This window comes from Patescibacteria group bacterium (genome assembly GCA_038064855.1).
In the GTDB taxonomy this organism is placed as follows: domain Bacteria; phylum Patescibacteriota; class Minisyncoccia; order Ryanbacterales; family GWA2-47-10b; genus SICQ01.
In genome coordinates, this window is record JBBTSE010000007.1 from 120,671 (window position 1) to 146,919 (window position 26,249).

The 26,249-nt window shown below is 47.9% G+C and carries 24 protein-coding genes; 6 read left to right on the forward strand and 18 right to left on the reverse strand.

Annotated features, from left to right (window positions below):
* The first annotated feature begins 23 nt into the window (after positions 1-23).
* Positions 24-371: a hypothetical protein gene (locus AAB417_02740; GenBank protein ID MEK7630919.1), complete on the forward strand. Its 348-nt coding sequence runs from the start codon at positions 24-26 to the stop codon at positions 369-371.
* A gap of 91 nt (positions 372-462) precedes the next feature.
* Here AAB417_02740 and rpmA read toward each other — a convergent pair whose 3' ends face one another.
* Positions 463-735, reverse strand: coding sequence for a 50S ribosomal protein L27 (gene rpmA, locus AAB417_02745; protein ID MEK7630920.1), 273 nt, complete (start codon positions 733-735; stop codon positions 463-465).
* A gap of 44 nt (positions 736-779) precedes the next feature.
* Between rpmA and AAB417_02750 the strand changes: the two genes are divergently transcribed.
* Entirely contained in the window at positions 780-1,112 is a 333-nt protein-coding gene (locus AAB417_02750) for an Ada metal-binding domain-containing protein (protein ID MEK7630921.1), read from the forward strand.
* A gap of 7 nt (positions 1,113-1,119) precedes the next feature.
* Here the strand turns inward: AAB417_02750 and AAB417_02755 are convergent, their stop codons facing one another.
* Positions 1,120-2,292, reverse strand: coding sequence for a PD-(D/E)XK nuclease family protein (locus tag AAB417_02755; GenBank protein MEK7630922.1), 1,173 nt, complete (start codon positions 2,290-2,292; stop codon positions 1,120-1,122).
* Positions 2,293-2,660: 368 nt separating this feature from the next.
* On the opposite strand from AAB417_02755, the gene AAB417_02760 reads away from it, so the two are divergent.
* Positions 2,661-3,134 carry a hypothetical protein gene (locus AAB417_02760; GenBank protein ID MEK7630923.1) on the forward strand — a complete coding sequence of 158 codons (474 nt, stop codon included), beginning with the start codon at positions 2,661-2,663 and terminating at the stop codon, positions 3,132-3,134.
* Positions 3,135-3,186: 52 nt separating this feature from the next.
* Here AAB417_02760 and AAB417_02765 read toward each other — a convergent pair whose 3' ends face one another.
* The 16 genes from AAB417_02765 to AAB417_02840 form a co-directional block, all read right to left on the reverse strand.
* Positions 3,187-3,636: an NUDIX domain-containing protein gene (locus AAB417_02765; protein ID MEK7630924.1), complete on the reverse strand. Its 450-nt coding sequence runs from the start codon at positions 3,634-3,636 to the stop codon at positions 3,187-3,189.
* 329 nt (positions 3,637-3,965) lie between these two features.
* Positions 3,966-4,205: a hypothetical protein gene (locus tag AAB417_02770; protein ID MEK7630925.1), complete on the reverse strand. Its 240-nt coding sequence runs from the start codon at positions 4,203-4,205 to the stop codon at positions 3,966-3,968.
* 22 nt (positions 4,206-4,227) lie between these two features.
* Entirely contained in the window at positions 4,228-5,478 is a 1,251-nt protein-coding gene (locus tag AAB417_02775; GenBank protein ID MEK7630926.1) for a peptidoglycan DD-metalloendopeptidase family protein, read from the reverse strand.
* Positions 5,471-6,847 (reverse strand): glutamate--tRNA ligase, encoded by a 1,377-nt coding sequence (gene gltX, locus AAB417_02780; protein ID MEK7630927.1) that lies wholly within the window; start codon positions 6,845-6,847, stop codon positions 5,471-5,473. The genes AAB417_02775 and gltX overlap by 8 nt, the downstream gene beginning before the upstream one ends.
* The gene (locus AAB417_02785; GenBank protein MEK7630928.1) at positions 6,840-7,964 is read right to left on the reverse strand and encodes a UDP-N-acetylglucosamine--N-acetylmuramyl-(pentapeptide) pyrophosphoryl-undecaprenol N-acetylglucosamine transferase; all 1,125 of its coding nucleotides are present in this window, start codon (positions 7,962-7,964) and stop codon (positions 6,840-6,842) included. Before AAB417_02785 ends, gltX begins: the two co-directional genes overlap by 8 nt.
* Entirely contained in the window at positions 7,961-9,052 is a 1,092-nt protein-coding gene (locus tag AAB417_02790) for a putative peptidoglycan glycosyltransferase FtsW (GenBank protein MEK7630929.1), read from the reverse strand. Before AAB417_02790 ends, AAB417_02785 begins: the two co-directional genes overlap by 4 nt.
* Positions 9,052-10,389 (reverse strand): UDP-N-acetylmuramoyl-L-alanine--D-glutamate ligase, encoded by a 1,338-nt coding sequence (murD, locus tag AAB417_02795; GenBank protein MEK7630930.1) that lies wholly within the window; start codon positions 10,387-10,389, stop codon positions 9,052-9,054. Before murD ends, AAB417_02790 begins: the two co-directional genes overlap by 1 nt.
* Complete coding sequence (locus AAB417_02800) at positions 10,328-11,905, reverse strand: D-aminoacylase (GenBank protein MEK7630931.1); 1,578 nt, start codon at positions 11,903-11,905, stop codon at positions 10,328-10,330. Before AAB417_02800 ends, murD begins: the two co-directional genes overlap by 62 nt.
* A gap of 1 nt (position 11,906) precedes the next feature.
* Positions 11,907-12,977 (reverse strand): hypothetical protein, encoded by a 1,071-nt coding sequence (locus AAB417_02805; protein MEK7630932.1) that lies wholly within the window; start codon positions 12,975-12,977, stop codon positions 11,907-11,909.
* A 5-nt stretch (positions 12,978-12,982) separates the two neighbouring features.
* The gene (locus AAB417_02810; GenBank protein MEK7630933.1) at positions 12,983-13,888 is read right to left on the reverse strand and encodes a hypothetical protein; all 906 of its coding nucleotides are present in this window, start codon (positions 13,886-13,888) and stop codon (positions 12,983-12,985) included.
* The gene (locus AAB417_02815) at positions 13,881-14,417 is read right to left on the reverse strand and encodes an SMC-Scp complex subunit ScpB (protein ID MEK7630934.1); all 537 of its coding nucleotides are present in this window, start codon (positions 14,415-14,417) and stop codon (positions 13,881-13,883) included. The genes AAB417_02810 and AAB417_02815 overlap by 8 nt, the downstream gene beginning before the upstream one ends.
* Positions 14,401-15,126 (reverse strand): segregation/condensation protein A, encoded by a 726-nt coding sequence (locus AAB417_02820; protein ID MEK7630935.1) that lies wholly within the window; start codon positions 15,124-15,126, stop codon positions 14,401-14,403. The genes AAB417_02815 and AAB417_02820 overlap by 17 nt, the downstream gene beginning before the upstream one ends.
* Before the next feature lie 14 nt (positions 15,127-15,140).
* On the reverse strand, positions 15,141-16,541 hold the full coding sequence (aspS, locus tag AAB417_02825) for an aspartate--tRNA ligase (GenBank protein MEK7630936.1): 1,401 nt from the start codon (positions 16,539-16,541) through the stop codon (positions 15,141-15,143).
* A 71-nt stretch (positions 16,542-16,612) separates the two neighbouring features.
* Positions 16,613-21,124 (reverse strand): hypothetical protein, encoded by a 4,512-nt coding sequence (locus AAB417_02830; GenBank protein MEK7630937.1) that lies wholly within the window; start codon positions 21,122-21,124, stop codon positions 16,613-16,615.
* Between the two features lie 181 nt (positions 21,125-21,305).
* A complete protein-coding gene (locus AAB417_02835; GenBank protein MEK7630938.1) occupies positions 21,306-22,934 on the reverse strand; it encodes an ATP-binding protein in 1,629 nt (542 codons plus the stop codon).
* 8 nt (positions 22,935-22,942) lie between these two features.
* Positions 22,943-24,004: a hypothetical protein gene (locus AAB417_02840; GenBank protein MEK7630939.1), complete on the reverse strand. Its 1,062-nt coding sequence runs from the start codon at positions 24,002-24,004 to the stop codon at positions 22,943-22,945.
* Between the two features lie 238 nt (positions 24,005-24,242).
* Here AAB417_02840 and AAB417_02845 point away from each other — a divergent pair, with 238 nt between their 5' ends.
* The 3 genes from AAB417_02845 to AAB417_02855 are packed head-to-tail and all read left to right on the forward strand — an operon-like array spanning position 24,243 to position 26,238.
* On the forward strand, positions 24,243-24,665 hold the full coding sequence (locus AAB417_02845) for a GreA/GreB family elongation factor (GenBank protein ID MEK7630940.1): 423 nt from the start codon (positions 24,243-24,245) through the stop codon (positions 24,663-24,665).
* 11 nt (positions 24,666-24,676) lie between these two features.
* Positions 24,677-25,243, forward strand: coding sequence for a hypothetical protein (locus tag AAB417_02850; GenBank protein MEK7630941.1), 567 nt, complete (start codon positions 24,677-24,679; stop codon positions 25,241-25,243).
* Complete coding sequence (locus tag AAB417_02855; GenBank protein MEK7630942.1) at positions 25,240-26,238, forward strand: radical SAM protein; 999 nt, start codon at positions 25,240-25,242, stop codon at positions 26,236-26,238. The genes AAB417_02850 and AAB417_02855 overlap by 4 nt, the downstream gene beginning before the upstream one ends.
* Positions 26,239-26,249 lie beyond the last annotated feature (11 nt).

Genomic DNA, 26,249 nt, shown 5'->3' on the forward strand with positions numbered 1-26,249 from the left:
AATGTATATCAGGTAACTTTGGCATGCTCTGGCGGCGGATGCTGTGGAGCGAGAGAGGAGAGAGGATCATGCTGTTCTTTGCAACTTTGGGATATGGGGTCGTGGTGCTGGTGGCGATGCTGCTCGTGCCGCGTACGGCATTTGTGACGGGTACCATCGCTACTGCGATGGGGATGGGCTGGATCGGCTGGCCCATCAGCGACTTCCCGACATTTGTGCTCGCGCATATTCTCGTCTTCGGTATTGGCGGACTCGCCGCCTGCCTCGACGGTCACTACTGGTACATGCGTCACAAGCACCGGCAACAGGCGATTCTTCTCGATGAGGAGGATGTCGATGGGGAGCCCGAGGCTGCGGACGCACGCGCCTGACCTCACAACCAATCGGCGCCTACAGGCGTCACAACAGAAAAGGACCTTTCGCATCAGCGGAAGGTCCTTTTAACTTTTATATGAGAAGTATTTAGACAACGCTGACCAATTTTCTGATGACCGTGGTGCCATCAAAGTGGCGTTTACGCATGTCAGAAAATTTTACTTTACCTGCATGCATTGCGAAAAGGGTGTCGTCCTTGCCTTTACGCACACCAAGTCCTGGGATAAAGTGGCTACCGCGCTGACGGATGATAATCGAGCCGGTTTTGGCAACCTGCCCACCAAAAAGCTTCACCCCGAGGTATTGGGGGTTTGAGTCGCGTAGGTTTGTCGTTGATCCACCTGCTTTTGTATGTGCCATAGTTAAATATTAGCGATAAAATATAACTCAATTACAATAGATATATGCTACATCAGTTTATCGAAAAGATCAAGGGCTTGATAGAAATGTATTTTTGGGGATTCGCTCTCTTTTTGGCGGTTGTCCTTTTGGTGGGGGTATGGCGCCTTTTTGCGGTACAACAGGCCCTATTTGAACCAAAACTGGTACCAAATGCCTTTGAAATACTACTTGATGGACGGGTTGAGGGGGATTTTGTGGCGAGCAAAAATGGCACCGTATATTACCCCAAAGCGTGCAAATCAGCCTCACGGATCAAGGAAGAAAACCGCCTCTTTTTTGCCTCTGCACTAGAGGCCGAGGGCGCCGGCTTTCGGCGTAGTGCGCAGTGCAAATGATAAGACACTAGGCGGGGCTCTCTTCATCGGGTAGTGCGTTTTTGGTAGACGCTTTGAGCATCGTAAATCGTTTGACGATGCGTGCTTCAGCGAGCAGGCGCTCATGAAGATCTTCGGGCAGTTTTGGTAAAAGTTTTTTTAGTTTTTTATCATCGGGGGATAGTATATGTTGCCAAAAGTCTGTAGGCTCAAGGATTGAGGTGATTTTAGTCGCATCCCAGCTGGTGCGCTCTTGTGTCGAGCGTGCGAGTGATCCACCCTCACCAAACACACGATCAAGTTTTTGTGCATCAAGATATTGGTTGATGCTAGCGGTGATCTCTGAAAGTCTATCTTCCCGTTCGCCAATCTCGCGTTTGAGCGTAAAGTATTCTTTGATCAGGGGACGCGCATCATCAGGCGGCGCATCTTTTTCTTGCGCACGGTACAGATGCCGCCACGCGGGGCAGATGGATTTATATCCACACCAATCGCAAAGCGCGTTTGGCTTGGCGGGGAATTCCTTTGTCTCAATGCGCGCTTCGATCGAATGGATGGTATCTAAAATTTGTTGGCGTGTGTTATCAAGATCTTGGCGCGTGCGGCGGGTGACAAGCTTTTCGCCTGCTTTCATAAAGTAAAGTGCGAGCGTTACATGTTCGGGATCGATATGTGGCCACTTTTTTTCGAGTGCCAGCTGGTAGATGGCCAGCTGCATATTGGCATCGACTGTTTCTTGGGCGGGAAGTTTGCGCGAAGTTTTATAATCAATAATTTCAAATAAACCTTCACCGGTTTTATCGATGCGATCGATACTGCCGGCGATGGTGTGGGTGATGCCCGTCTTCGGGTCTTCGAGCGGTACCTCAAAGCGTGATTCTAGATCTATAACATCAAAGTTCCACGGTGGATTTTTTTCATAATACACGCGTATCATGCGCTCACCAGATTCCAAGTACCGCGCCTTGTCAGCATCAGCGACTGATTGGCTATCAGCAAATGATTCACGAAAATGCGCCAATACCTCTTCAAGAGTCGGAAAGAGGGGATCCCGAGAAAACATAAAGCGCATAGCACTATGTATAGAAGTACCAAAAATAGACTCTTTGCCTTTGGGTACGCGTTTGTGCTCAATATGCTCGTACTCATATTTCTGCGGGCACTGATTGTATGTTTCGAGCGCTGAAAATGAAACTCTCATGTACCTAGTCTACAGGAAAACCAGCGGCAGGGAGAAGGGCTTTCTCAATAGATAACAGGTCGCACAAACCTAGTTTGTCGACACTCGTACAAAAACAAGCAAAAACCGCCTTTCGGCGGTATTGCTTCAAATCATCTCTTGATTTCTCGTACTAGGATGATCAAGAGAATTAGTGTAAGTATCGTCATATTGGTTTTTACCAAAATGGCGAACTGTATGGACTGGAAACCGATCTTCCTTCAAAACGGTTTCCAAAACAAATAGTAAATCAATCTTGACCTAGGTCAATATGCTGAGGGTCTTTAGCTGCTAATATATTTGTCGGGTTAAAAAGAGCAAAAAACTAGGAAAAATTGTAGTATGAAAGAATGCAAAACTTCTTCTTATACTTGCAGCAGCTCGCGCTCTTGGCAAAAGATGATCCAGCCTCCATTTTACTCTTACTCACGCTACTTTTTAGTATGTTGATTGTATGGTGGGGACGAAAGAAGACAAGATTGGAACTTATTAAAACAGAATCATTATTCTCAATTAGCATAACCAACGCAAGTAAAGATTGGCGTATACAAATAGGCGAGTACGGCTATAAGACTTGGAACGGCCTGATACGTCGCAAGGGGCGTGATTCTGTAAACATTGATGGATACCTCGGTCCAAGCAATCAGATTAATTTAGATTTTTTTGAAGATGGCCGGCCTGAGTTGATAGATACTAAAGCTATTTATTATATCTATGCCGAGGACACAACAGGAAAAGTTTACAGGAAATATAGTAAATTTTTTCTGATCAGTTGGATCATAAGATTATTCTTCTGGGTAAAAAGTAAGACCAAAACTCCCTAGGGGAGTAGGTTTTCGAGAAATGTAACAGGTCGCACAACATAGATTTTGCGACCTATCTACCATCTACTGTAATAACAAAGAACTTTTTATTTTTTACCCACGCAGTAATTACTTTGAATAAAGGCTTGGGTAATGCACTCACCTTTTGTGTCTTGGCTACAGGAATCCAATGAAATTCCAAATGATCTTCTTGTGAGCGTATTTCGTATTTTGACGGTTTTACTAAATACACCATATTTATCTCGTGGCGGTTTTTCTTTCCATCGTAGTAAAAGTTCTCGACCATACCTACAAGAGTCTGTTTTTTGACTGAAATTCCTAATTCTTCTTTTATCTCTCTTTTTAACGCGTCATCGCATGTCTCAAACATCTCAATATGACCGCCAGGCAAAAAGTATCGTTTGGTACCTATGCCAGTGCATAGTAGAATTTTTCCACGATGAATGATGATCGCGCGCGTTATAAGTTCTGGGTTTTTAGCTATACTATGATTTGTCTTCATTGTCTAGGGGGTTATTAATCCTTTAATAACCGATTATGAACATTTTATCAACCTCCAGCACACAAGAATCGCTAAAATAGGGCTTGCAAGGTATTTTTGGCGGGTTGATAGTGAGGGTAGATAAGGTTCCTTTTTTGCACGAGGGTCTCCCCTAGCGACCAATAAAAGAGGCTAGAAAATTGCATACTTTTGCAGGCTCGCACTCGAGCGCAAAGCTCATGAGCGCACAAAAGCTCGCGAAAAGCTCTGCACCATTCGCCTACAAACTTATTTTCGTATTTATTTGGGAGCCCTCATGCAAGAACGGGACTTTTTTTATTTATCCGATTTTACTTCCAGAGTCCTGATACGAGATCCCAAACTTTCCAAAAGAGTGCGGCCGCATAGTTTATCCAAACCCATTTAATACCTTCCCAGAGAAACATAAAGTTTTCGGAAAGAGTTTTGTTGTTTACTAGTGAGCTTAAAGATACGCCAAGTAAACTCAAAATCACCACCGAAAGGACGATGATAATGCCGAGCTGTATGATGCCTTTGCTGTAGCGTGTGGCGCGATTGGTACGGTTCATTGGTTTTAGTATATCAAGTATTTTAGAGGTATTCGAGTGGATTGAGATAACCACCAGCTGGTACCATACCGCAGTGTTTGGTCTTGGCGAGCCGATACGTATTGGTGGCATATACCGTAAAATGCAGGTGCGGACCCGTCACATAGCCGGTATCACCCGCAAATCCTACCAGATCTCCCCTCTTGACCTCTTGTCCCTTTTTGACCGAAATTCCCGAGAAGTGCGCATAGAGTGTCGAGAGATTATTGGGGTGCTCAATGATCACCCACCGACCGTAAGAGCCTCCCGGGCAGAGGGTGTCGGTATTACCGAAGTCTTTGATTATACCCGCCTCCGAGGCCAAAATTCGGGCTCCTATGGCCGCCTTAAAGTCGACACCGTTGTGACCATTACCTTTATAGACATCAGATCCTTGGGTTGTCGCAAACTCAGTAAACCCAAAGCCCTGGGTTACTTTGGGGTCTTCAACCGGCCAGCCCAGCACTCCTGCCCGTTTTGAGGGCAATAGTGACGGGTCGATAGAGCGGCGCAATTCGTCTTCAACAGCTTGAAGCTCTTTTTGTATGAGTGCGCGTTTTTCTGCCCGTTCGCGCAAAAGTTGTTGGTATTTTGTTTCTTGGTTTTTGCTCTCGGAAAGTAGTTTTGATTTTGATTGGTTGATAGTTTCTTGTACTGATTTGCGTCCAGTCAAATTTTTGCGTTGCGAGAGGAGTTCTTCTTCTTCGCGTTTTTTGCGCTCCGCCTCGGTCTCTAAGCTTTCTTTGTGTTTGCGGAGTGAGACCAAGCTTTGACCAAGTTGTTCTTGTACCGCTTCAGATGCTTCGCGTTTTTCAAAAAATTCAGAGAGCGATCCATATCCTGCCAATATCTCAATCATAGAGGTATCGTCTTCTTCGTACAAAGATCTGACGAGCGAACCGAGTACTTCTTTTTCTGTATCTATTACTGCTTTTTTCTCACCAATCTCAATATCAAGTTCTTCGAGGCGTAGTTCGGTGCGCTGTATCTGCTGTTCGGTGAGCTTGATGTCAGTATTGATCTTCTTTATCTGTGTCTCAAGTTTTTTAATCTCACCTTTGAGTGTTTGTGATTGATTTGATTGTTTGTCGAGCGCGTCTTGGTATTGGGCGATTTCGGCTTCAAGTTTTTTTATTTCTGACTCTCTGCCAGATATTTTTGTGCGTAGTTCGTCTACTGATGCGGAGCCAGCGATAAACGGAAAAACAACAAGAACAAGCGCGGGAATGATAGCGAGACGGTGTAAGCTACGCATCGAGTTTCTCGATAGCGTATTGTATGCGCCTATGTATCTCGTCGAGTCCAAAGGCGCTCAAAAGTTCGTAGGGTCCGGGTGAGACGGCGCGACCCGAAAGAGCCGTGCGTAGCGGCCAGAGTACTGTGCCTGTGCCTTCTTTTTCTATAAGGGGTTTCAAGTTTTGTTCAGCGGTTTCTGGGTCAGTGAGAGTTTCTAAAATAGTTTTTAGTATCTCTTTTGCTTTTGCATGTCCCAATTTTCCTTTCCATAAAAGTAGATCAGCATCATAGTCAGGTAGTTCGAGTATATCTCTTATCGCTAAGTCTACTTCGGTAAGTTTGGTGATGCGTGGCAGTACCGCAAGTATATATTGTGAGACGCGCAATCCGAGCTTTTGTTTGGTAGTAGGGTTTATAAAGGGTTCGGCACGCCTTACTTTTTCTTCGGGCGAGAGTCGTTTGATATGTTCGCGGTTGAGCCAATCAAGCTTTTGGGTATCGACAATGGCGCCACCACGCTGCGCGCGTGTGATATCAAATTCTTTAATAATAGTTTCGAGATCTAATATCTCGCCTACTTCGTCTTTAGGGTGCCAGCCAAGCATGGCAATAAAATTAATCAATGCCTCGCGGATATATCCTGCATCACGATACTCCCCTACTGATACCGCTCCATTGCGTTTTGAAAGTTTGGTACGATCTTTGGCAAGCAACAATGGCAAGTGCGCCCACGCAGGCTCACTAAAACCCAGTGCGTGGCCAATCATGATTTGTTTCGGTGTGTTGGTAATGTGGTCATCGCCTCGGATAACATGTGATATTTTCATCTCATAGTCATCAATAGTTACTACAAAGTTATAGAGCGGTTCGTCAAGATTTTTTGCAAGTGAAATATCACCAAATAACTGTGGGTCATAGGTAATATCACCGCGGATCATATCGTGGATAACGATGGGTTCGCGCTCATCGTTACGAAGGCGTATGATGCCCGCGGTTTTACCTTCATCACGATGCTTACAGATGTGACGCGGAGGTTCTTTGGCTTCGCGCTGGCGCTCACCCTCTGCTTCAAGCTCTTCAGTAGTATGTGCGCACCAAAATGCCTTTTTCTCGCTTAGTAGGTTTTGTAAATACTCCCTATGGCATATGATGTTTTCGGATTGACGATGAAATTCATCGTTATCGAGTCCAAGCCACGCGAGGCCTTGTATGATGTCATCTTCAAATTCTTTTTTAGATCGCTCTTTATCGGTGTTCTCGATGCGTAGTAAAAAAATGCCTCCATGTTGTTTGGCAAAAATAAAATTGAAAAGCGCGGTGCGTGCCGTACCGATATGCATAAAGCCAGTCGGAGAAGGCGCGATGCGTACGCGTACTGGTTTATTCATGGATACCAAGACGAATGAGCTCAAGGGCGATTTTGCGTGACGCATCAATACGGGCAAAGGTACCAGCGGCCTGCTTCATCTCTGCTGCGCGTGCAGTGTCCGTAAGAATTTTCTGGATTTCCGATATCAATATGTGCGGAGTGAGATTTGCTTCTTCGATGACGATGGCCGCACCCGTGCGCGCGTAGTTATAGGCATTTTCGCGCTGATGATTTTGAGCCGAGTCAGTGATGGGTACGAGAATTGCTGGCAAGTGCCACGCAGCAAGCTCAAAAATACCACCAGCGCCCGCGCGCGATACCGCTACATTGGACACAAACGCGGCATTGCGTAGTTGGCTTGCGGTCATGAGTGGAAAATGATGGTAGCGTGATTTGTGAGGCGAGCTACCCAATGCCACTTCTGCTTCTTTGGCAACCATGTCATGGTTGAGGAGTCCTGTCGAATGAATAATCTGAAACTTTTCTACCATCTCAGGAAGTACTGAAAGTAGTAGATCGTTTATTTTTTGCGCACCCAGTGATCCACCCAACACAAGTACGATGGGTACGCCAGTCTCAAGATTAAAAATACCATACGCCTCATCTGATGACCCGCCCAAAATACCAGGGCGTATCGGATTACCCAAGAGCGCTACCTTGTCGGGCGGAAAATGTTTGGCCGCTTCAGGAAATGACACGCCGATACGCCGTGCGAATTTTGCCGCCCAGGTATTAACCACGCCCGGTATCGCATCTGACTCGTGGATCATGACGGGTATGTGATAGAAGCGCGCAGCAACAAGTACCGGAAACGCGTCGTATCCACCTTTTGAAAAAATAATATCAGGTGGACGAATAGTAAACTTCCAGAGCGCACGAAAAATACCGCGCAGTGTTTTGATACTGTCAGAAAAATTGAGCAGTGAAAAATATCGGCGCATTTTGCCCGCGGGTATCATCTCAAATGAGATTGATTCTTCGCGCATCACCTCGGGGTCAAAAGGTTTATCGCCCATCAATACGAGATCGAGAGATACGATGCGTTCCTCTTCTGCGATATCACGGAGCGAGCGAGCGACCGCCATAAGGGGGTAAAAATGTCCGCCCGTACCTCCGCCCAAGAGTACTATTTTCATAGGTGTTTGCGTTTTGAAATTTGCACAAGCACGCCCATTTCAAAAAGGAGAAATGCGACAGCAGTGCCGCCCAAGCTCATAAAAGGCAACGGAATGCCGGTAAGCGGCAAAAGGCCAGAGAGTGCCGCAGTATTGATAATAACTTGCGTGACAACCAGCAGGGTGATGCCAGATGCGAGAAGCTGGGTAAAGGGATCGCGCGTATGTGCTGATGCCAGCATACCACGAACGGTAAAGAGAAAAAAGGCGCCGATGAGTATGATGACTCCTATAAATCCGTACTCTTCGGCGAACACTGCGAATATCGCGTCACCGTCAGGTTCAGGTAAATAAAATTTCTGTCGCGAAAGACCGACTCCCCTACCCCAGAGCCCACCTGATCCTATCGCGAGTCGCGCTTGATTTATTTGATAACCGATACCTTGCGGATCAATGTCGGGATCCATAAACACAAGCAAGCGATTTATCCGGTAGGGTTCGATAGATATCGCTACCCCTAACAAGAACGCACCCAAAAGAAAAATAAGTCCCACCTGTCGCATGCGCCCACCACCCATAATAAACATACCAAGCGCGGTACATGCGATAACCCCAAAGGTTCCCAGGTCAGACTCAAACAACACAAAACTTCCTACAATACCGGTGATAGCAAGAAAAGGTATGAGGCCTGATAGAAAGCTGGTAAGGTCTTTGCGCCGCGAATGAATCCAAGCAGCAAGATACGCGATAAAGGTAAATTTGAGTACCTCGGAGGGTTGAAATGAAAATCCACCAATCACAATCCAACGCGTTGATCCGCCCACCGTAAGACTGATACTTGGGATGGTAAACATCGCGAGCATGATAAGGAGACTTCCGATCAAGAGCAACGGCGCACTTTTTTTCCATAGTGCTAGTGGTGCGCGGAGACCTATCATAAAAAAAATACCACCGAGTCCGAAGCCAAAGACGAGCTGGCGCAAAAAATATGAATACGAATTGCCAAAATGCCGTACTGAACGCGGCGCCGATGCTGATGCAAAAGTAATAATGCCTACCAGGAGAAGAAAGGCGATCACACCCAACAATAGTTTGTCCGTGTGTTTCATTATCGTTGCAAGCGTTTTACTGCTTTTTGAAATTGAGCGCTCCGGTCGTATTCATTACGAAACATATTGAAGCTCGTAGCGCCCGGCAAAAGTACTACTGCGCCTTTGGTGTGTTGAGCTAGACGCACCGCCTCTGTCATAGTTTTCGCACGCTCTACGGTACCGATATATTTCTTGAGCTTCACACTCAATGATCCTGGAAAGAGTATGACGCGCGGATGATATTTTTTGATAGCATCGCCGTACACACGGATATCTTTATCGGGAAATTTTTTGTCTTCACCTCCAGCGATAATTGTGATCGTCTCCCACTTTTTGGCAATCGCGGCAAGAGAAAACGCTGCAGCCCCCGGACTCGTCGAGGTAGTGTCATCGATAAATACGGTAGTGCGCGTTGTGCGTATTATCTCAAGTCTACTCGCGGGTGCATTAAATGATACGAGGCGCTTTTTGATAACGCTATCTGACATGCCGAATGACCGTGCGACAGCAACTGCGAGTGCTATCGCGGGGCGCGAGACGCGCCATGATACTTTTTTCTCATAGTTTGGAAGTTGGTGCCCGCTGACCCACAAGCGTTTTCCTCGGTATGCTTTGGGAAAGTGACGCGCAAGCTCAGAGTCGTACCACACAAACGCGCGATCTTTTTGTGTGTGTTTCGCCACGATATGCATTTTTGCTTTTGCGTACGCGGCAAACGATCCGTAGCGATTAAGATGGTCAGCAAAGAGTGATGTGATGACAGCATTGGAAGGTCCGCGCGAGACAAGATCAAGATCAAAGCTTGAAAATTCAGCTACAATCCAACGAGGGAGCGTGCGTGTTTTGAAAATATCAAAAAACGATACGCCGGGTGTACCGACAGCGATCGCATCTTTACCTAAGAGGTGTTTGATTAAAAGAGTTGTCGTCGTCTTGCCCTTGGTACCCGTGACACCAATAATGCGTCCGTGTGATACGAGTGTCAGAAAAAGATCGGCATCGTTAGTGATAGGAATCTTTTTCTTTTTTGCCGCGCGGATAAATGGCGATTCGAGTGGCACGGCAGGATTTTTAATGATAAGATCTGCGTCGCGTATATCCTGCATAGTATGTTTGCCGAGCGTATAGCGTATGCGTGGATATTTTTTGAGTTGTGCGAGTGATGTCGCAAGTTCTTTTTTTGATCGCAAATCAGTGACTGTGAGTGTATAGCCAAGGTCAGCCAAAAAACGCGCGACGCCAACTCCCCCACCGAGCGCGCCGAGTCCTAAGATGAGTATATGTGGATCGCGCTTACCCGCGACGAAGAATTTTGCCCGCAAGCGCTCCCGTAGGAACTCCTTTTTCGATTGCAAGCCGTCCGTTGATGAAGACATGTTCGATGCCCGTTGGATATTGATAAGGTGCGCTGTAGGTCGCGATATCGCGAATACCGTCAGGGTCAATGACTACGATATCTGCCAGCGCGCCTTTTTTAATCGACCCGCGTTCTCCCGCGATACCAAGATGTGCCGCAGGTACCGCTGTCATACGCTTGATAGCTTCTTCCCATGAAAATATTTTTGACTTTCGCACGAGACGATCGATATACCGAGGCGCAGCACCATACGAGCGCGGGTGCGTCAAATCTTTGCGTCCCTTTGGATCGCCTACGCCGTCGGAGGCAAACATACTATAAGACTCCTTGGCGATGGTGACGAGATGTCTACTTTTGAGTGTTTTTGAAAAAATAGTGACACTCAAACCATTGACGATCAATATCTGGATGAGGGTTTCTTCTGGCGAAAGTCCTGATTGGGCGGAGATCTCCGCGATACTTTTACCGATTATTTTTTTGTCTTTTTGCGCTTCGGCTATCACAATATTGTCGTAATGGAGTGTCAGACTGCGCACCGTTTCAAGGATTGATTCGCGCTTGTGCTGATCAGAAAGCATTGCCATACTCTTTGCTTGATCTCCCTCCATAATCCATTCGGGTAGAAGATTTGAAAGAAGCGATCCAGTGCGAAGATATGGAAAAAAGTCCGCTGATATCGGCAAGTTTTCATATTTACGCGCCTTACGGATGATGGCGAGCACTTTGGGAAAATCTTGCCATGCCTTTCTGCCAATCGCTTTGAAATGAGCGATGTGTACCTGCGCGCCCGAAGACCGTGCGAGATTGATGACTTCAGCGACCGACGAGAGGATCCTACGACCTTCGTTGCGCATATGGACACTCACTACTTTGCCTGCGTCCGCGACAATGCGTGCAAGCTCGATGATTTCTTCTTGAATGGCAAGTGTATTTGGTATGTGCGCCAAGCCGATTGAAAGCCCAAACGCGCCTTCATCGAGCGATCGTTTGAGTAAAAGTTTCATTGATTCGAGCTCTTGACGCGTGAGCTCACGCGCGTCATCGTCAGTGATGTTGTGGCGAAGCGTTGAATATCCAACCAGACTGCCCATGTTGACACCCATCGGATGCTTATCAAGTTCGCCATAAAATTCTTCCATACTGCGCCAGTTGATATTAAAATTTGATATGTCGGTCCATTTTTGGATGGAGCTTATAGCTTTCTGATCGACAAGAGGAGCGAGTGACGATCCACATGCGCCGCCGATGACAGTGGTAATGCCTTGCGCGAGCAAATTTTCTTGCGCGGGGTAGGTAAAGATCGTCCAGTGTGTATCCGAATGATTGGTCACATCAATAAATCCAGGCACGATGTATTTGCCCGCGGCGTCGATGACACGCGTTGCCCGCCCCCTACCTACTGCGCCAACTTCTTTTATAATCTCGCCGGAAATACCAATATCACCGCGGTACATAGGAAAACCCGAACCGTCGATGATGGTGCCCCCTCTAATGATATATGAATACGCTGCCATATTATTTGCCGATGAGATGTATCACCATACCCATAATCGCACATACAACGCCTACCACCCAAAAACGCATAGTTACTTTGTAGTGAGGCCACCCGAGCGCTTCAAAGTGATGATGAATAGGAGCCGCCAAAAATACTTTTTTGCCGCGAAATCGCTTTGATGCAATCTGGATGACATTTGAGGCAACCTCGGCTACGAGTGGAAATGCGATGATAGGTAAGACCGCGACCGCGCCCGTAAGAAATGCGATAACCGTAAGCATTGAGGTAAGCCCGAGCATACCCGTCTCACCCATATAAAAACGGGCAGGCGGGATGTTGTACCAGAGAAAAGCGAGTAGCGCACCGACCGTAACGCCAAGAAAAGTAGCAAGATCAAGTTGCTGCTGAAAAAATGCAATACCACCATAGGCGGCAAGTATTGAGGCAAATACACCACCAGCCAAACCATCAAGTCCATCAATAACACCGCCCGCAAAGACCGCAAGCATAGTGAGCATAAAAAATGGAATAAAGAGAATACCAAGCGTTAGATCTCCCCAAAATGGTATATGGATGCCGCGCATCTCGAGTGGCCCATAAAACCACCACGCGCCAACTGCGCCGATGACGAGTACCGCACCAATGCGCGCCTTGAGATCCAATCCTCCGCCTACATAGGTATCACGGCCCCGTACTGCCATCCAGTCATCGACGAGGCCTGTGAGCGCGCCCGCGAGTAGGGCTGCGAGCGGCAGCCATGTTTGGTTTCTTGAAAGGAAATTGAGTTTTGAGAAAAGTGGCCCGCCATACATCCCACCAAGCGCCCAGAGCGCAAGAGTAATACAAACGACAGTACCCCAGATGAGAATACCGCCCATGCGTGGCGTCTCGATACGCGTGCGTTCTTTGAGAATGCCGGAAATAACGAGCGCCTCTTCACCTGTAGTAGCCCTGCGCGCTATTTGTGGACGCCACATTTTGTACGCGTACAAATAATGTGTCAAAAGCGGAGTCACCAAAAAAGCTACAAAAAAAGAAAGAGCTGAGAGACCAAAAACCTTTAAAACATCGAGCAATATCGCCTCTTGCATACTCCTTATGGTAGCATACCTCCGGTCCGAAGGAGGAGGGATGACGCCTCAACGACTCGCTGACTTGGCTCGGCGCCCAAAAGTATGAGTACTTGGGGCCTTCCGAGTATTGGTTCGTAAATAATGATGATTGATTCACCAGCGGTTTCCGTGGTACCGGTCTTGCTACCTACAAAATTGATAATATACGGCGTCAGAACATTGCTGTTGGTAAGCAGGTGGCCATCTTGTCCAAATGAAACAATTTTTTTGTCTGCTTCGCGCGATGGTTCCCATAAAATCGGCGTTTTCATCGATGCGCGTATAAGTTTAAGAAGATCGTTTGCTGAAGAAAAATTACTTGACTCGTAGGTCGGTAAATCAAGGCCAGTAGGATTGCGGTAGAGCGTATCATGCATATCGAGCGTGCGTGCACGCCCATTCATCGCTACTACAAATCGTTCTATCTTTTCATCAAAGGTCTTACCGCCAAGCCTCTCGCCTACAGTCTCGGCTATCGCCATCGCCATATCATTTGATGATGGCATCATGAGCGCATAGAGTGCATCACGCAGGGCAAATACTTCGCCTTCATGAAAATTTCCCACCTCACCTTGCGTCCCTACTGCTTCTTTTGAAAGAATGATCGGCGTGTTGAGTGGCAAAATCTCAAGTGCCAATAAACCCGTCATGACTTTGGTGATGCTCGCGATTGGCCTGCGTTCACCCGTGGCCCGCTCTGCTGTACGCCAGGTGCCACCAAGATCCGCTACCAGCACGCTTTGTGCGGTATAGGTGCTATCGAGTACCACATGGGCTGGCGGAGGCAATGGTACCAACGGCTCTGCGGGAGGTGCGAGTGCAGGAATGATAATACCAAAAGCGGCCAAAAAGCCCGCGACAACCGTGACAGCACTTGGAAAATCACTCATGGTCTTTGAGGTCTTTTGCTATATCGTCGTAGCTGGGTAACTCCGCGCTTGATGTAATACCAAGGTATTTGAAAAGATCGAGTGTCGGGCGATACAAAAAGACGCGCGCATCTTGTTCGTCTTGTGAGCGTTCGATGAGTCCGCGAATGAGAAGCGCGCGGAGTGCAAATGCCGAGTTGACGCCACGCACATAATCAATAGCTGAGCGTGATACGCGGCCTTTCCATAAAATAATCGCGAGCGTCTCGAGCTGTGAGCGCGTCAGATCCCCCTCGAGTCGTTCTTTAGCGATGCGGCCTGATACTTCACTAGTCTCGGGCGCGGTGACGAGCGTATAAGTATCTTCACTCTGCAAAAGCCGTATACCGTGATCGGCAAGACTTTCTTTGAGTATCTCGAGTGTCTTGGCTACCTCGCGCTTGTCAGCGCGAGAAAGACGCGCCAAATCTTTGAGTGCCAATGGCTCGCCTGACACAAATAAAAGCGCTTCGAGTGACTGGGGTAGATTATTGTTATTCTGTTCGTCCATGTTCAATATGTATTAAATCAAAATTTGACGACTGACGCACGGCAATGGCGCCAAGCTTGATAAGTTCGAGCATCGCCAAAAAAGTAACCACGACTGTCACCCGTTCTGCCTTACTGCCCACAAAATCATGAAAGGTTTTTACCATGCCGCTCGAGATACGCTCTTCGAGTTCTTTGATTTTCTCTTCGATTGAAATAATTTTCTTAACGGTGCGCTGGGGTAATTCATTTTTTTGCGGGATTGCGGCGATAATCTCACGCAACAAAAAGATCATGCGATTGAGATCAATACCTTTTGCGGGCGGTAGAAATGACGGTGCGACAAGCACTAGGGGTTCACGCCCAAAGAGCTCTTGGCGAGCTTTGACGCGTGCGCCGAGCGCGTCAGCCATATGTTTGACGATTTGGTAGGCCCGCAGACGCTCTTCGAGCTCTTTAATATCACCCTCTTCTTCATGCGTGAGTATGAAGCCCGGCAAAAGCGAGCGCGATTTGATGAGGATAAGAGTCGAGGCGATGACCAAAAAATCAGCAAGCTCTTCGTGGTAGCTTTCACCAAGCTTTGCTTTGAGATCTTCGATATAACGAAAATAATCCTCAGTGACGGTACCGAGTGATATCTCATTGATCGAGAGTTTTTTGGTCTCGATTAGATCGTAGAGGAGCTCGAGTGGCCCTTCAAATTTTTTGACGCGTACTTTGTATGCCACGCGTGTAGTATAGCCTATGCGGCGGGTTTTTTCTTTATTTGGATTCCAAATTCGAGAAGTTGTTCTGGTGATACATCAGTGGGCGCGTCCATCACAGCAGTTTTACCACCCGCAGTCATAGGAAATGCCTGCACTTCGCGAAGTGCGGTCTCTCCCGCGAAACACATGGTGAGGCGATCAATGCCAAGCGCAATGCCGCCGTGAGGCGGCGTGCCTCGGCGAAATGCTTCTAACATGTGACCATATTCGCGTTTAATCTTTTCATCATCAAAGCCCATCACCCCCAATACTTTTTTAAGCACTTCGGGTTCATGCGCACGGATACTGCCGCCACCCGCCTCATAGCCGTTAAGTACCAAGTCATACTGGTCAGCGATGATTGACTCGATCTCACCTGCCAAAAGTTTTTCGCGATGCTCGGGTACGGTGTTTGAAAACGGGTTATGGGTAAAGGTCCACCCACCGCCATCAGTATGTTCAAAAAACGGAAAGCGCGTCACCCAGGCAAACGCAAGCGTGCCATCTTTCTTGTCCTCTTCGGTTCGGAGATCAAATTTATCTGCGCCAAATTTTTCCATAGCTTCAGCATAGGTAAAGCGCGGAAACGGTGTTTCTTTTATTTTTTTGCCGAGTTTGTGCGCAACCTCAATCATCGTACCCTCAATGATATCGAGTACATCTTCTTGTTTTACAAAACTCATCTCAACATCAAGTTGGGTATGCTCAAATCCCCTGTCTGCACGCAAGTCTTCATCGCGAAAGCATCGGGCGATTTGAAAATATCGTTCAAAACCTGATGCCATGATCAGCTGTTTATACTGCTGTGGGCTTTGCGGGAGTGCGTAGAACTGGCCTTGCTGAAGGCGTGATGGAACCAAAAAATCTCGTGACCCTTCGGCGGTGGCTTTCGTCAGATACGGCGTTTCAATCTCGACAAATGATTTTGCAAAAAGGTACTGGCGGATAGAGTCTACGAGTTTTGATCGTAGACGGATGTTGTGTTGGAGACGCGCACGACGGAGATCGAGATATCGATATTTGAGGCGCACTTCCTCACTTACTTCGTAGCCATCACCTGCTAATTCAAATACCGGAGTTTCCGCGGAGTTCAGTATGGTGATACCTTTGACTTCGATCTCAACACCGCCTGTTGGCAATTTATCATTTTTCATTTTAGCGGGGCGCTCTTTGACAAGTCCTTGCACACCAATCACCCATTCGGTGCGTACTTGGTCGGCCGTATCGTGCAAATCTTTGTTGTCCGGTGGTACTACCATCTGTACTACGCCTGATTCATCACGCAGATCGATAAAAATCAATTTGCCATGATCGCGGCGTACATCAACCCAGCCCGCAAGCTCGACTTCTTTGCCTACATGATTTGGCGTATCTATAATATGAATCCGCTGTTCCATAGATTTCAATATATCAGGAAACAAAAACTCCGCATAGTGCGGAGTTTTTGGTGCCTGCGCCGAAAGGAAAACTATTGCCCGAGAGCTGACTGCAAGCCCAGTAGCATGTTGCGAAGGCCTTGCAGGGTATCTGCAAGAGCATTCACATCATTACCGTTCACAGCTGCCGTTGGTCGTGGGATATTAAACTGCGTTTCTGAACAAAGGATATTAGTTGCATCACTCGTACCCCATTTCCAGAAACTCGCTTGATACCTACCGTAGGCGTTTGCGTGATCCGCCGCGCTCAATGTCACATCATAGGTAGTTGAGTTGATCACAGTCCATGATCCGCGGCCAACCCATGTGGCGGTACCGACACCGCGCGAGAGATTCCAGAAACCAACTGAATCAGGTAGGGCGGTACCTTTGACGACACGGAGTTTTACCAAGCCACCGCCAAGTTGAGTGACACTCGTCACCGAACATTCACGGTTATTGTATGTTGGCGCTTGAACTGCCGCAGGAGGTGGCGGAGGTGCTACGGGTGGTGGGGGCGGCGCTACGAGAGTACCAGTGCCAGTGATAGTAAGAGTGCAAGATGATCCAGATGTTCCATCATTGCGCTTTGGCGTGATGGTTACGCGCGCGGTACCCGCTTCACGCATGTAGAGATTACCCCATTGCCCCGTTGAACGAAGATCGTACGGAGTTGGAGAGGACATGAAATCTCTAAAACACTTGTATGGGTACGGGAAGTAATTTGGATCAAAGGTGCCATCAGTGCGCTTACCGCAATCAACCGTTCCAGCCCATGGAGTTGAGACGGTGATATAATCAGCATTTTCCCATGCCCATGGAACTTCAAATCGATCACCTACGGTTTTTGTAACAGACGAATTGCCAAGGGTTCCATTGAGGCGACAGCGAGGTGCTGCGGGAGCCGGCGGCGGAGGTGGAAGTGTCGCACCTTGGCCACTACCTGCTGGTGGATAACATTGCTGCGGAGGTGTAGGACTTATCACTGAATTACGATTGTGATCAAAGTGTACACACGCGCAAGTAGTACCAGCACCATCGCCATCATATGTACCGCCAGTTGTACTGCTCCAGTCGTTGGCACATGCAGTAGGTGCTGGAGGCGGAGGTGGAGGGGTTGGGCCGCCTCCTGATGTAGTGATAGTAAGCGCACATGGTGCGCCACTAGCGCCGTCATGACGCTTTGGTGTCGCGGTTACATTGGCACTACCCGCTTCACGCATATAGAGATTGCCCCACGTGCCCTGCGTACCAAGATCATATCCACCGCCACTTGCAGTACGTAAGAATGCCGCGCGACATGAATACGGAGTTGTATAGCTTGGATCAAACCGGTCACCTACTCCATCACCATTATCATCGTAGTATCCGCAATCAATTGTGCCACTCCAACCAGGGCCTGCGACTGAAATATAATCAGCGTTGGTAGCCGCCCACGTTACGCCAAAGCGCGTATTGATTGCTTTGGTAGTACCGCCTGGAGTTGGTGTGAGTGTACATGATGGAGGTGGCAAAGGGCCTGCGGGAGGTGGTGGTGGCAGTGGCGCTGGTGGAGGGGGCGGAGGTAAGTCAGGTGTGGGGATAGTGATGGTATTACCTGATTTTACAAAGTCATATGTCACGCACTGTCTGTCATCGGTCGCGTCGTTGGGCCTCCCCCAGAGCCAGATATTGACACCGTACCGACCATTGCCAAAGTTGCCATCAGAGAGTTGTGTTGCGGTCAGTGTACCTTGGAAAGTATTTGATGCGCCAATGCGTGTACCTTGCGGCCACTTGGCGAGCTCATATTGGCGAACACCATTGCGTACTGGATAGACACCAAACGACATCGAGTTACCACCGGTCACATCAAATGCGCGAAGGGTTACTGTGCCTGCCACAGTACCTACGGCCGCATCACCACCTGAACAGTTCAAAGGTCCTGCGGGTGGTGGGGGCGGCGGTGGAGGTGCTGGGTTTGGATCGTAGAGCAACACACTACAGCTCTCTGATTGGATACTGCCATCCGTACGATGTAAGAAACTTACACCTTGGTTCATAGAACCGTTGACTGATTGCCAAGTAACCGTAAAGGTCTGACCGCCAGACTGTTGGCGTGGTACCGCACCCAAAGGCGAATTCCATTCTACGGGAGTTGCGCCGTATGCAGTAAAGGTCACTGACTCACTAATCGCTGCAGTTGATTTGTTTGCTGTGCAATAAAACTGCTCCTCTACAGATCCACACGCTACTTCATCGGCGGTACTAGTAGGACCACCGCAACTACCATTTGCGGCACCGGGGCCAGGGCCACCGGTATATTGAGGGATCGCATCAATACCAGGTCTCCACGATCTCCAGTCAGGTACGCATTTACCAGTTTGCGAGATGCGTCGCCCAGGGCGAGAGCCATCGGGGTTTTTATCAGTGCCCGGCAAGCTCCACCATCCTTGTGCCATACCGTATACTTGCGCGTTCACACTATAGTCCTGCATGCAGAGTGGCAATTGGCCGGGACCGGTAGCAAGAGATTCAGGCGAGGCATAGGTGCTCGCGTGTGATTCTGGTAAAAAGTCAGCGTACGCAGGAGGAATGCCCATCCATTTGTAAGGGCCATCTTGTCCAACGCGTCGCGCGATATAGCGTGCGGCAAGATTCCATTGACCTGACCTTGTTGGGATACCATTGAGATTGAGTGCGCGTGTCCAGTTTGAATTCCACGCCTCTGCTACGAGATGCGCGTAGCCGTACGCATCTTGACCGTCATTAAATGTCGGAGTACTCGGTGCACTTGGTGAAGTTTTGTCGCCACCGTTTGGCCAGTTATATTTACCGGAGCATCCGCCTGCGTTAATACCACCGACAGGAAGATTGCTGATATTGCACGCATGATAGGGACCCCAGGGGTTTCCAGAACTACCGCCTGTAGTACCCCAAGTAACTTTAGTTGGATCAAAGCCGGGTGGGCAGAATCTACCAAGGTATCGTTGTTGCGCGCCCGTATCACAGCCAGTGGTACCTCCTTGGCGAATATCTGCGGTGATATTGTCACACGGCAATATAAAGGGTGCGCAAAATTGAAGCTGATAGTTGCCACGGCTCGGAAACACTACGGTGGGATCTTGCCCTTGGTTGTTTGGCTCAAAGGTTACGCCGCAGTTACCGTCACCACAGGCTGCGCCATCTTTTGAGGTGACTTTCCACATCACAAAGCCATTGTTTTGGATATCGTCACGCTTTGCTCCATTTACATACACTGAACCATTGAGATACGCATAGAGTTTGCCATCGTCGCGCGAGAAGGTACCCGAGACATTGCCACCAGCGTTCACATAGGTGTTTGCCGCGCTACCACCGGGACGCAAAAAGTCTTCAGCTACCCAGCCGAGTAAGCTACCAAAATTTACCTTCCACCATTGATACCAAACTCCTCCAAGCTTTGCCGGTATTGCGGGACTCGCAGCGATAGTCCCTTGTGCCCCTGCATTGCGCGTCGCTGTCCAGGAGCCGCCGGGCGCGCCGCGTACATTGACGCCGTTTTCTGTTGTCTCAACACTCTGACCATTTGAGAAACTAGTCGATGGTGTAGGACCGGCGAGTGCCGTAGTACATACGGGAGTATCGTTGGCATTGTTAACATCGTCGACAATACTGTCACCAGTGCCACCATTACAGATAGGTGCTGCTACCGGACATTGAGCCGGTGCGTTCCAACAGTAGATAGCGAAGCCATCACCGTTGGTATCTTTTCTTTCACACTTTTGATAGTTAATTGCGTTTCTACAGCGATAGGTATTTACCTGACCTGCTGAGCATGAGCCGTAGGTCGCGTTACAAGTTTCTGGTTCAGTGCCTCCACCAGGCAAGGGAACTCCTTGGCGATTGGTTGCCAAAAATCGAAAATATATGGTCGCAATGTTTCCTTCCGTTACAGTAAAGGTCGCGGTATCGCCACGCGTCCAACTACCAGAGCGTCCACAGTCAGCGCCACCACTACATACATTGTATTCGGGGTCGCGATATTCTACATCACCTTGCGTGCGCGGAGTCAGCGCGGTGATTGTGTGTTGTCCGGGTTCGAGATCACGCGTTTCGTAAAACCCACCGCTCGTGGTGATGCGCGTACGCGAGTCGACATCAAGCGCGGCTTCTACATATTGAAATGAGTTTTGTGTTTGTACCACATAGCCATGCACACCTGCTGGATTTTCTGTGGTACGGGTGACGCAGTATGTTTCTTCCAAGCTTTGTTTACCGTTGACCATGACATACACGCGGTATCCGCAGCTCGAGCGAAAATCGCGCGTGACAGTAAATACATCAGAGACCCATCGGCCATCAGCGTTGGTGCGACCAAGACTCATCTGAGGGTTTGAATAATTTCCTTCCCAATTTGATGCGACGACGATCACGTCAGCGGTTGTGTCCGCGCCCGTGACAGTGAGCGTGATCGAATCGCCTGTGCTGTATCTATCCGCATTAAGTTGAAGGCGTGGAGTGCCCGCCCATGCGAGTTGCGGCGCCAACATGGCTACGGCAACAATACCGACCAAACCCCATCTCGTGAACAATCGTGTACTCATATCTGTAAGAGTTTTGTAAATAAAAAATAAAAATGAATAGTGCGACCTATTGCTGTTTATTATATGGTAATTGCGCTCAAGCTTGCTTGTGTATAAAGAAAAAAGATGATTTTTATAGAAAAACCATCTTTTACCCAGAAAAATCCGTACCAGCTTAAAGGTTTGTAAACCTTACTAATTATTAATTCTTTTTCTCTATATCAAGCGGTAAGAGCATAAAGAAGGTGCTGCCTTTGCCTTTGCCGGGTGAAGTCGCGCCAATAGATCCGCCGTGAGCTTCTGCGATGAGTTTAGCGACATACAAACCGAGGCCGAGACCTTCGGTATGAGTCGCCTTCTGTTCTTTGCCGCGTACAAATTTTTGGAAAAGCTTGCGTGATTCCTCTAAACTCAAACCCGGCCCCGTGTCAGTCACTGAAAATCTGATAGCATCACCTTCTTGCACGAGCTTTACTACTACGGTTCCTGACGGCGTATATTTAAACGCATTGTCTACAAGATTGAGTGCCACTTGGCGAAGCTTGTTGCTATCACCACTCATGGCATCAGTCTTAAAATCTTTTTCCCATACCAGTTTCATCTTTTTATTTTTTGCCACGATCTGAAAATCAGTGACGATGGGGTCAAGGATCTCATTGAGATGTACGGGCTTCATATCAAACTGCATGCGCCCACGCTCCATGCGTGAGAGATCGAGCAAGTCATTGACCAAGGTGATCAGGCGCTCATTTGATACATATACTTTTTCCAGAGGATCATGAATCTTTGTCTCAAGCTTGCCGTAGGTGCCCTCGCGCATCATGGAGATATATCCTTTGATGATCGAGAGTGGCGTGCGTAGCTGGTGTGATGCGATAGAGATAAAGTCAGACTTGGCTTCATCAAGCCGTTTGAGATCAGCGTTTGCAACTTCAAGATCTACCGCCAACTTCTCCATCCGCTCACGAAGTTTTACTTCTTGAAGTACGGAGCGTATGAGGAGGATACCGAGAGCGAGAGATCCGGTGAATAGAATAGAACCTAATACAACATCATATGCATCTCGCGCCGCAAGTAGCCGTACTAGAAGTAAGACCCAAAGTGCAAAGGTTAATAATTCTGTAGCAATAACTTTTACATCAAGTAATCGGTATTTAATAATTGCATAGCTGGTAAAGATGATAAATGGGAAAAAGAAAAGTGGTACAAACGGAATAAAAACTAAAATTTCATATACTGTCGGCAGTATAAGATTAAAAGTCAGCACCAAAGAAAAAGTGATGACTGTACCGAAGAAGATAAGTTTATATTGAGTGCGTTCAAGACCCACCGCTCGACGAGCTTTTTTAAATAATACTACCAAGGCGGCAAGAACCAACCCTAAAGATACAAAGCCAAAAACTGGGAAAGCAGGTCCCTGCACTCCCTTTGCTACTTGATCAATAGATGGTAAATGTTCTAATCCTTCAAATACATAAGGAGTAAGAGTCAGTCCCGCAGCTATAATGGTTATGGGCCAAAAAATATATTTATAGATAGGAGGAATTTTCTGTGCTTCGTTTGGAAACACAAGAAACAAGTAGAAAATAGAAAAGGCGTGCCAAACCGCGAAAAAGAGAGTTAATCGTAAAAACCATAGTATATACAATGAAGACCAACCATCTTGGTTGCTCATAAAATTAAAAGTTGCGTAGACAATTGTTAGTAGTGTGAATAAAAGAAATATTCTGTTCGTAATACTTTTCCGATTATTCACAAACACAACAATCCCAAGTATGGCGATAGCTATACTAACTAAGCTGATAGCAACAAGATTAAAATTACTCGCCATAAAGAATATTATATGGTGATAAATCTACTAATATCTAACCTCGTAGCCCTCGCCGTCGGCTCTCCCCCATCACCAATGCGAAACATAAAAGCAATTGTTTTGTTTTCTGCGCCCAATGCTTTTTGAATACTTGTATATCCCCGCTGCATGAGATGAATATGTCTGTGTTCAAACGCCGCAAGATCACCGTGCTGTACGCGCAAGAAAAGATAGATGAGCCCTGCGAGCGGCTGAAAGCTCAAACCAAGCTTTGTGGTATTGAGCCAAATGCGCTCTGCCGCCATACCCGCCTGCACAAAATGCTCGGGCGTTTCGTCATCAATAACCACCGCGCCCACCAGCGAGCCTGACGCGTAGAGCTGACCGTTGCCCAAAGCTACAAAACGCGGAAAGCCGACCATACCCAACACGCGCATGACCGGCCACCTGCGAAATAATTTAAAAAGCACTTTTACGGGTGGCGGCAACTCGAGCGTATCTATATAGAAGCCGATGCTTTTTTTGTCATCTTCTTGTTTGGTCCAATTGATATGGCTAAAGAAAAAGCCGTGCATGAGTTTGTTTTCAAATATCACTCGCTCGTTTGATGTCGCGGCGTTGGCTACGATTTTGATAGCGCCCTTGTCAGTAGTAAGTATTATTTTTACTCCATCATCAGCCACGCCGTCAGTGAGCCATTTTTTCGTCTCGTCAGTGATATCTACTTTTTTGTATGGCTTGCGGTTTGTGGTGCGTTTAAAAATACCTTCAAAGAGCGGTTCTGTCTTGGGTTCGCGCCCGGTAAACTGTATTAAAGCCACAAGATTTGACTCGTGACCTTCTGGAAACAGTTGAAAGCGCATATCAAAGCCATGGTGTGATGCGGCGATGCGTATATTTTCTAGCAGTGCCCCATGCGCAAAGTATGATGCACGCTGACCCCAGCTATACAGAGAATCATCACGCTCAGGTATATTGTAGAGTGCCAGTTCGCCATCACCGCGCACTTCAAAACGCCACGGCTGGCAATTTTCACCAGACGGCGCATGAATACCCGCCTCTATTATCTTAAGCAACACAGCCCGATCCATTACCTCTATTCTAAAGAAAAAAAGGCGCACTGTCGCCCCTTTTGCTGTTATCTATCCACAGACTTGTTTCGCCAATAAGGCGTCTTTACTAAATCAATAAAATATGTTATTTATATGACAAACGTAAAAAACAAATTCATCCGTTCTTTTATAACTCAAGGGAGAGAATGTTGTGGAAAATACGAAGAAGCAGATTCTCGGTTGCGTTATCAAGGAGATCGCCAAGCAAACTGAGAACATGGAGCGCGGTCAACAGGGAGCTATCGAGGAGTCCAAGGCTCACAAAGGCGCGATGGCTTCCCGATATGACACCTTCAAAGAAGAAGCTCAGTACTTGGCTGGTGGTTTTGCCGCCAGAATCCAAGAACTGTCCTTACAGCTTGCCGCGTTGAAATCCATGCAAATGCGGCTTGCTGTAAACAATAAAGTTTCGAGCGGCGCAATCGTCGAAATCGAAGATGTCGATACGGGCGTGAGAACGAAATATTTCCTGCTTCCCGTGGGAGGTGGGAATATCTACGAGGTGAATGGGAAGCCCTACTCAACACTGACAATCCGAGCGCCGCTCGCGCGCGCCCTGTTTGGCAAGACCGAAGGAGACGAGGTAGAAATTATAATCCAGGGGACGACAAAGCGCCTGCTTATCGTCTCTGTATCCTGAAGGAAGCTAAAGTGAAAAACACTAGTGTCTTCATCACCATCGACGGAGTCGATGGTGTCGGAAAGACCACGGTGGCGCATCTTTTGGCCTCCGATGGTATATTCCACTACTATAAGTCGCCGGCTGGGCCATTCGCTCAGCTTAGGAAAGAAGTTGACAACCACGCAACACCAATTGAGCGGTACTGCTTCTATCGAACAGCGACACAGTATGACTCAACCAAGATCGGCCAGCTACTGGAGAGAACTTCGGTAGTGTGTGACCGCTACATCACATCCACAGCTGCCTACCATATCGCTATGGACGCAAGGATTCGAGTCGTTCATAACGATGAGGGGCTACTCAAGCCACACTTCGCGTTTTTGCTCGGTGCCCGTTCCGAAGTCCGCGACAAACGGATACTTGAACGTGCGGAACTATTGAGTGACGCAAAACTTGAAGGAGACAGCGCACTGCTTGATCGGGTCGCTCAAATCTTCATGTCGTTTGGTCTGATCTACATTGATACCAGCGACATCACCGCGGAGAAGGTAGCCATAGAAATCAAACGCATTGTTTCGCGGGGAGGACGAACATGAATATTAAACCTCTCTCATATGCTCATATCATATCTATCGCTGACGCGTGGCGTGATATGGGGGGTAATGCCGAAGTGGAAATCGGTGCGCTTGAACCGCTTTTGTGGCGGGATGGGCAATACCGTATCCACGACGTCATCGGCATACTTACAGAACGTGGTTTCAAGGTCTCGATGACCACCAACGGTCAACTGCTAGACGTCTTCGCAGAAAACTTGAGCCGTGCTGGTCTGTCGCTCATACGGACAAGTTGGCACTCAACCGATCCATTGATGTTCAAAGAAATCTCCGGAGGTTATGGCGATTATGCTCGGTTTATGCGTGGAGTAACACTCGCGCTTGAATCAGGCATCAAGGTCGCTTTCAACCGAGTCCTCTTCAGAGGGTATACGGATGATATCTCGGAACAACTGACGTTTGTCGAACGCTACAAAAGCCGACTCAAGCTATATACCCTCATGTGGACACCGCAAAGCGCGTCTACACACAAGAAGTTCTATCAAGACTGGCGTCCAGTGGTGCGAACATCGGTATTGCCACGCACCATTCAGATTGTCAGAGTGAAAAAGCAACTCGGGCGCGGTCGTCTTCGGTTCCATTTGGCTGCCGGCGGATCTGTTGAGGTAAAGTTGGGAGACGCGCTGGATCGTAGTATTAACCCCTGCTCGTCGTGTTCATTTAAAGATGAATGTGAAGAGGGGTTCGGTGACTATATTCGGGTTGACCCACGACTACATCTCTACTTCTGCTACATGCGTAGGGATATCGGTTTCCAAATACCCGAGTATTTCGGAAGACCGGAGAATCTGAAGCAGAAGTTGCAAGAGGTGCTTGGGGATACGAATGTCAAGAATCTCCTTGCGACTGCACCTTTACGTCTCACTGTGACACCGTTCTGCAACTTCAACTGCAGATCGCCTGGAGAAGAGCGGGGGTGGTGCATGGAGGAACCGGGTGAATATGCTTATCCGAAAATCCGCCCTTCTCTCCTGTAGTAAGAAAGTCT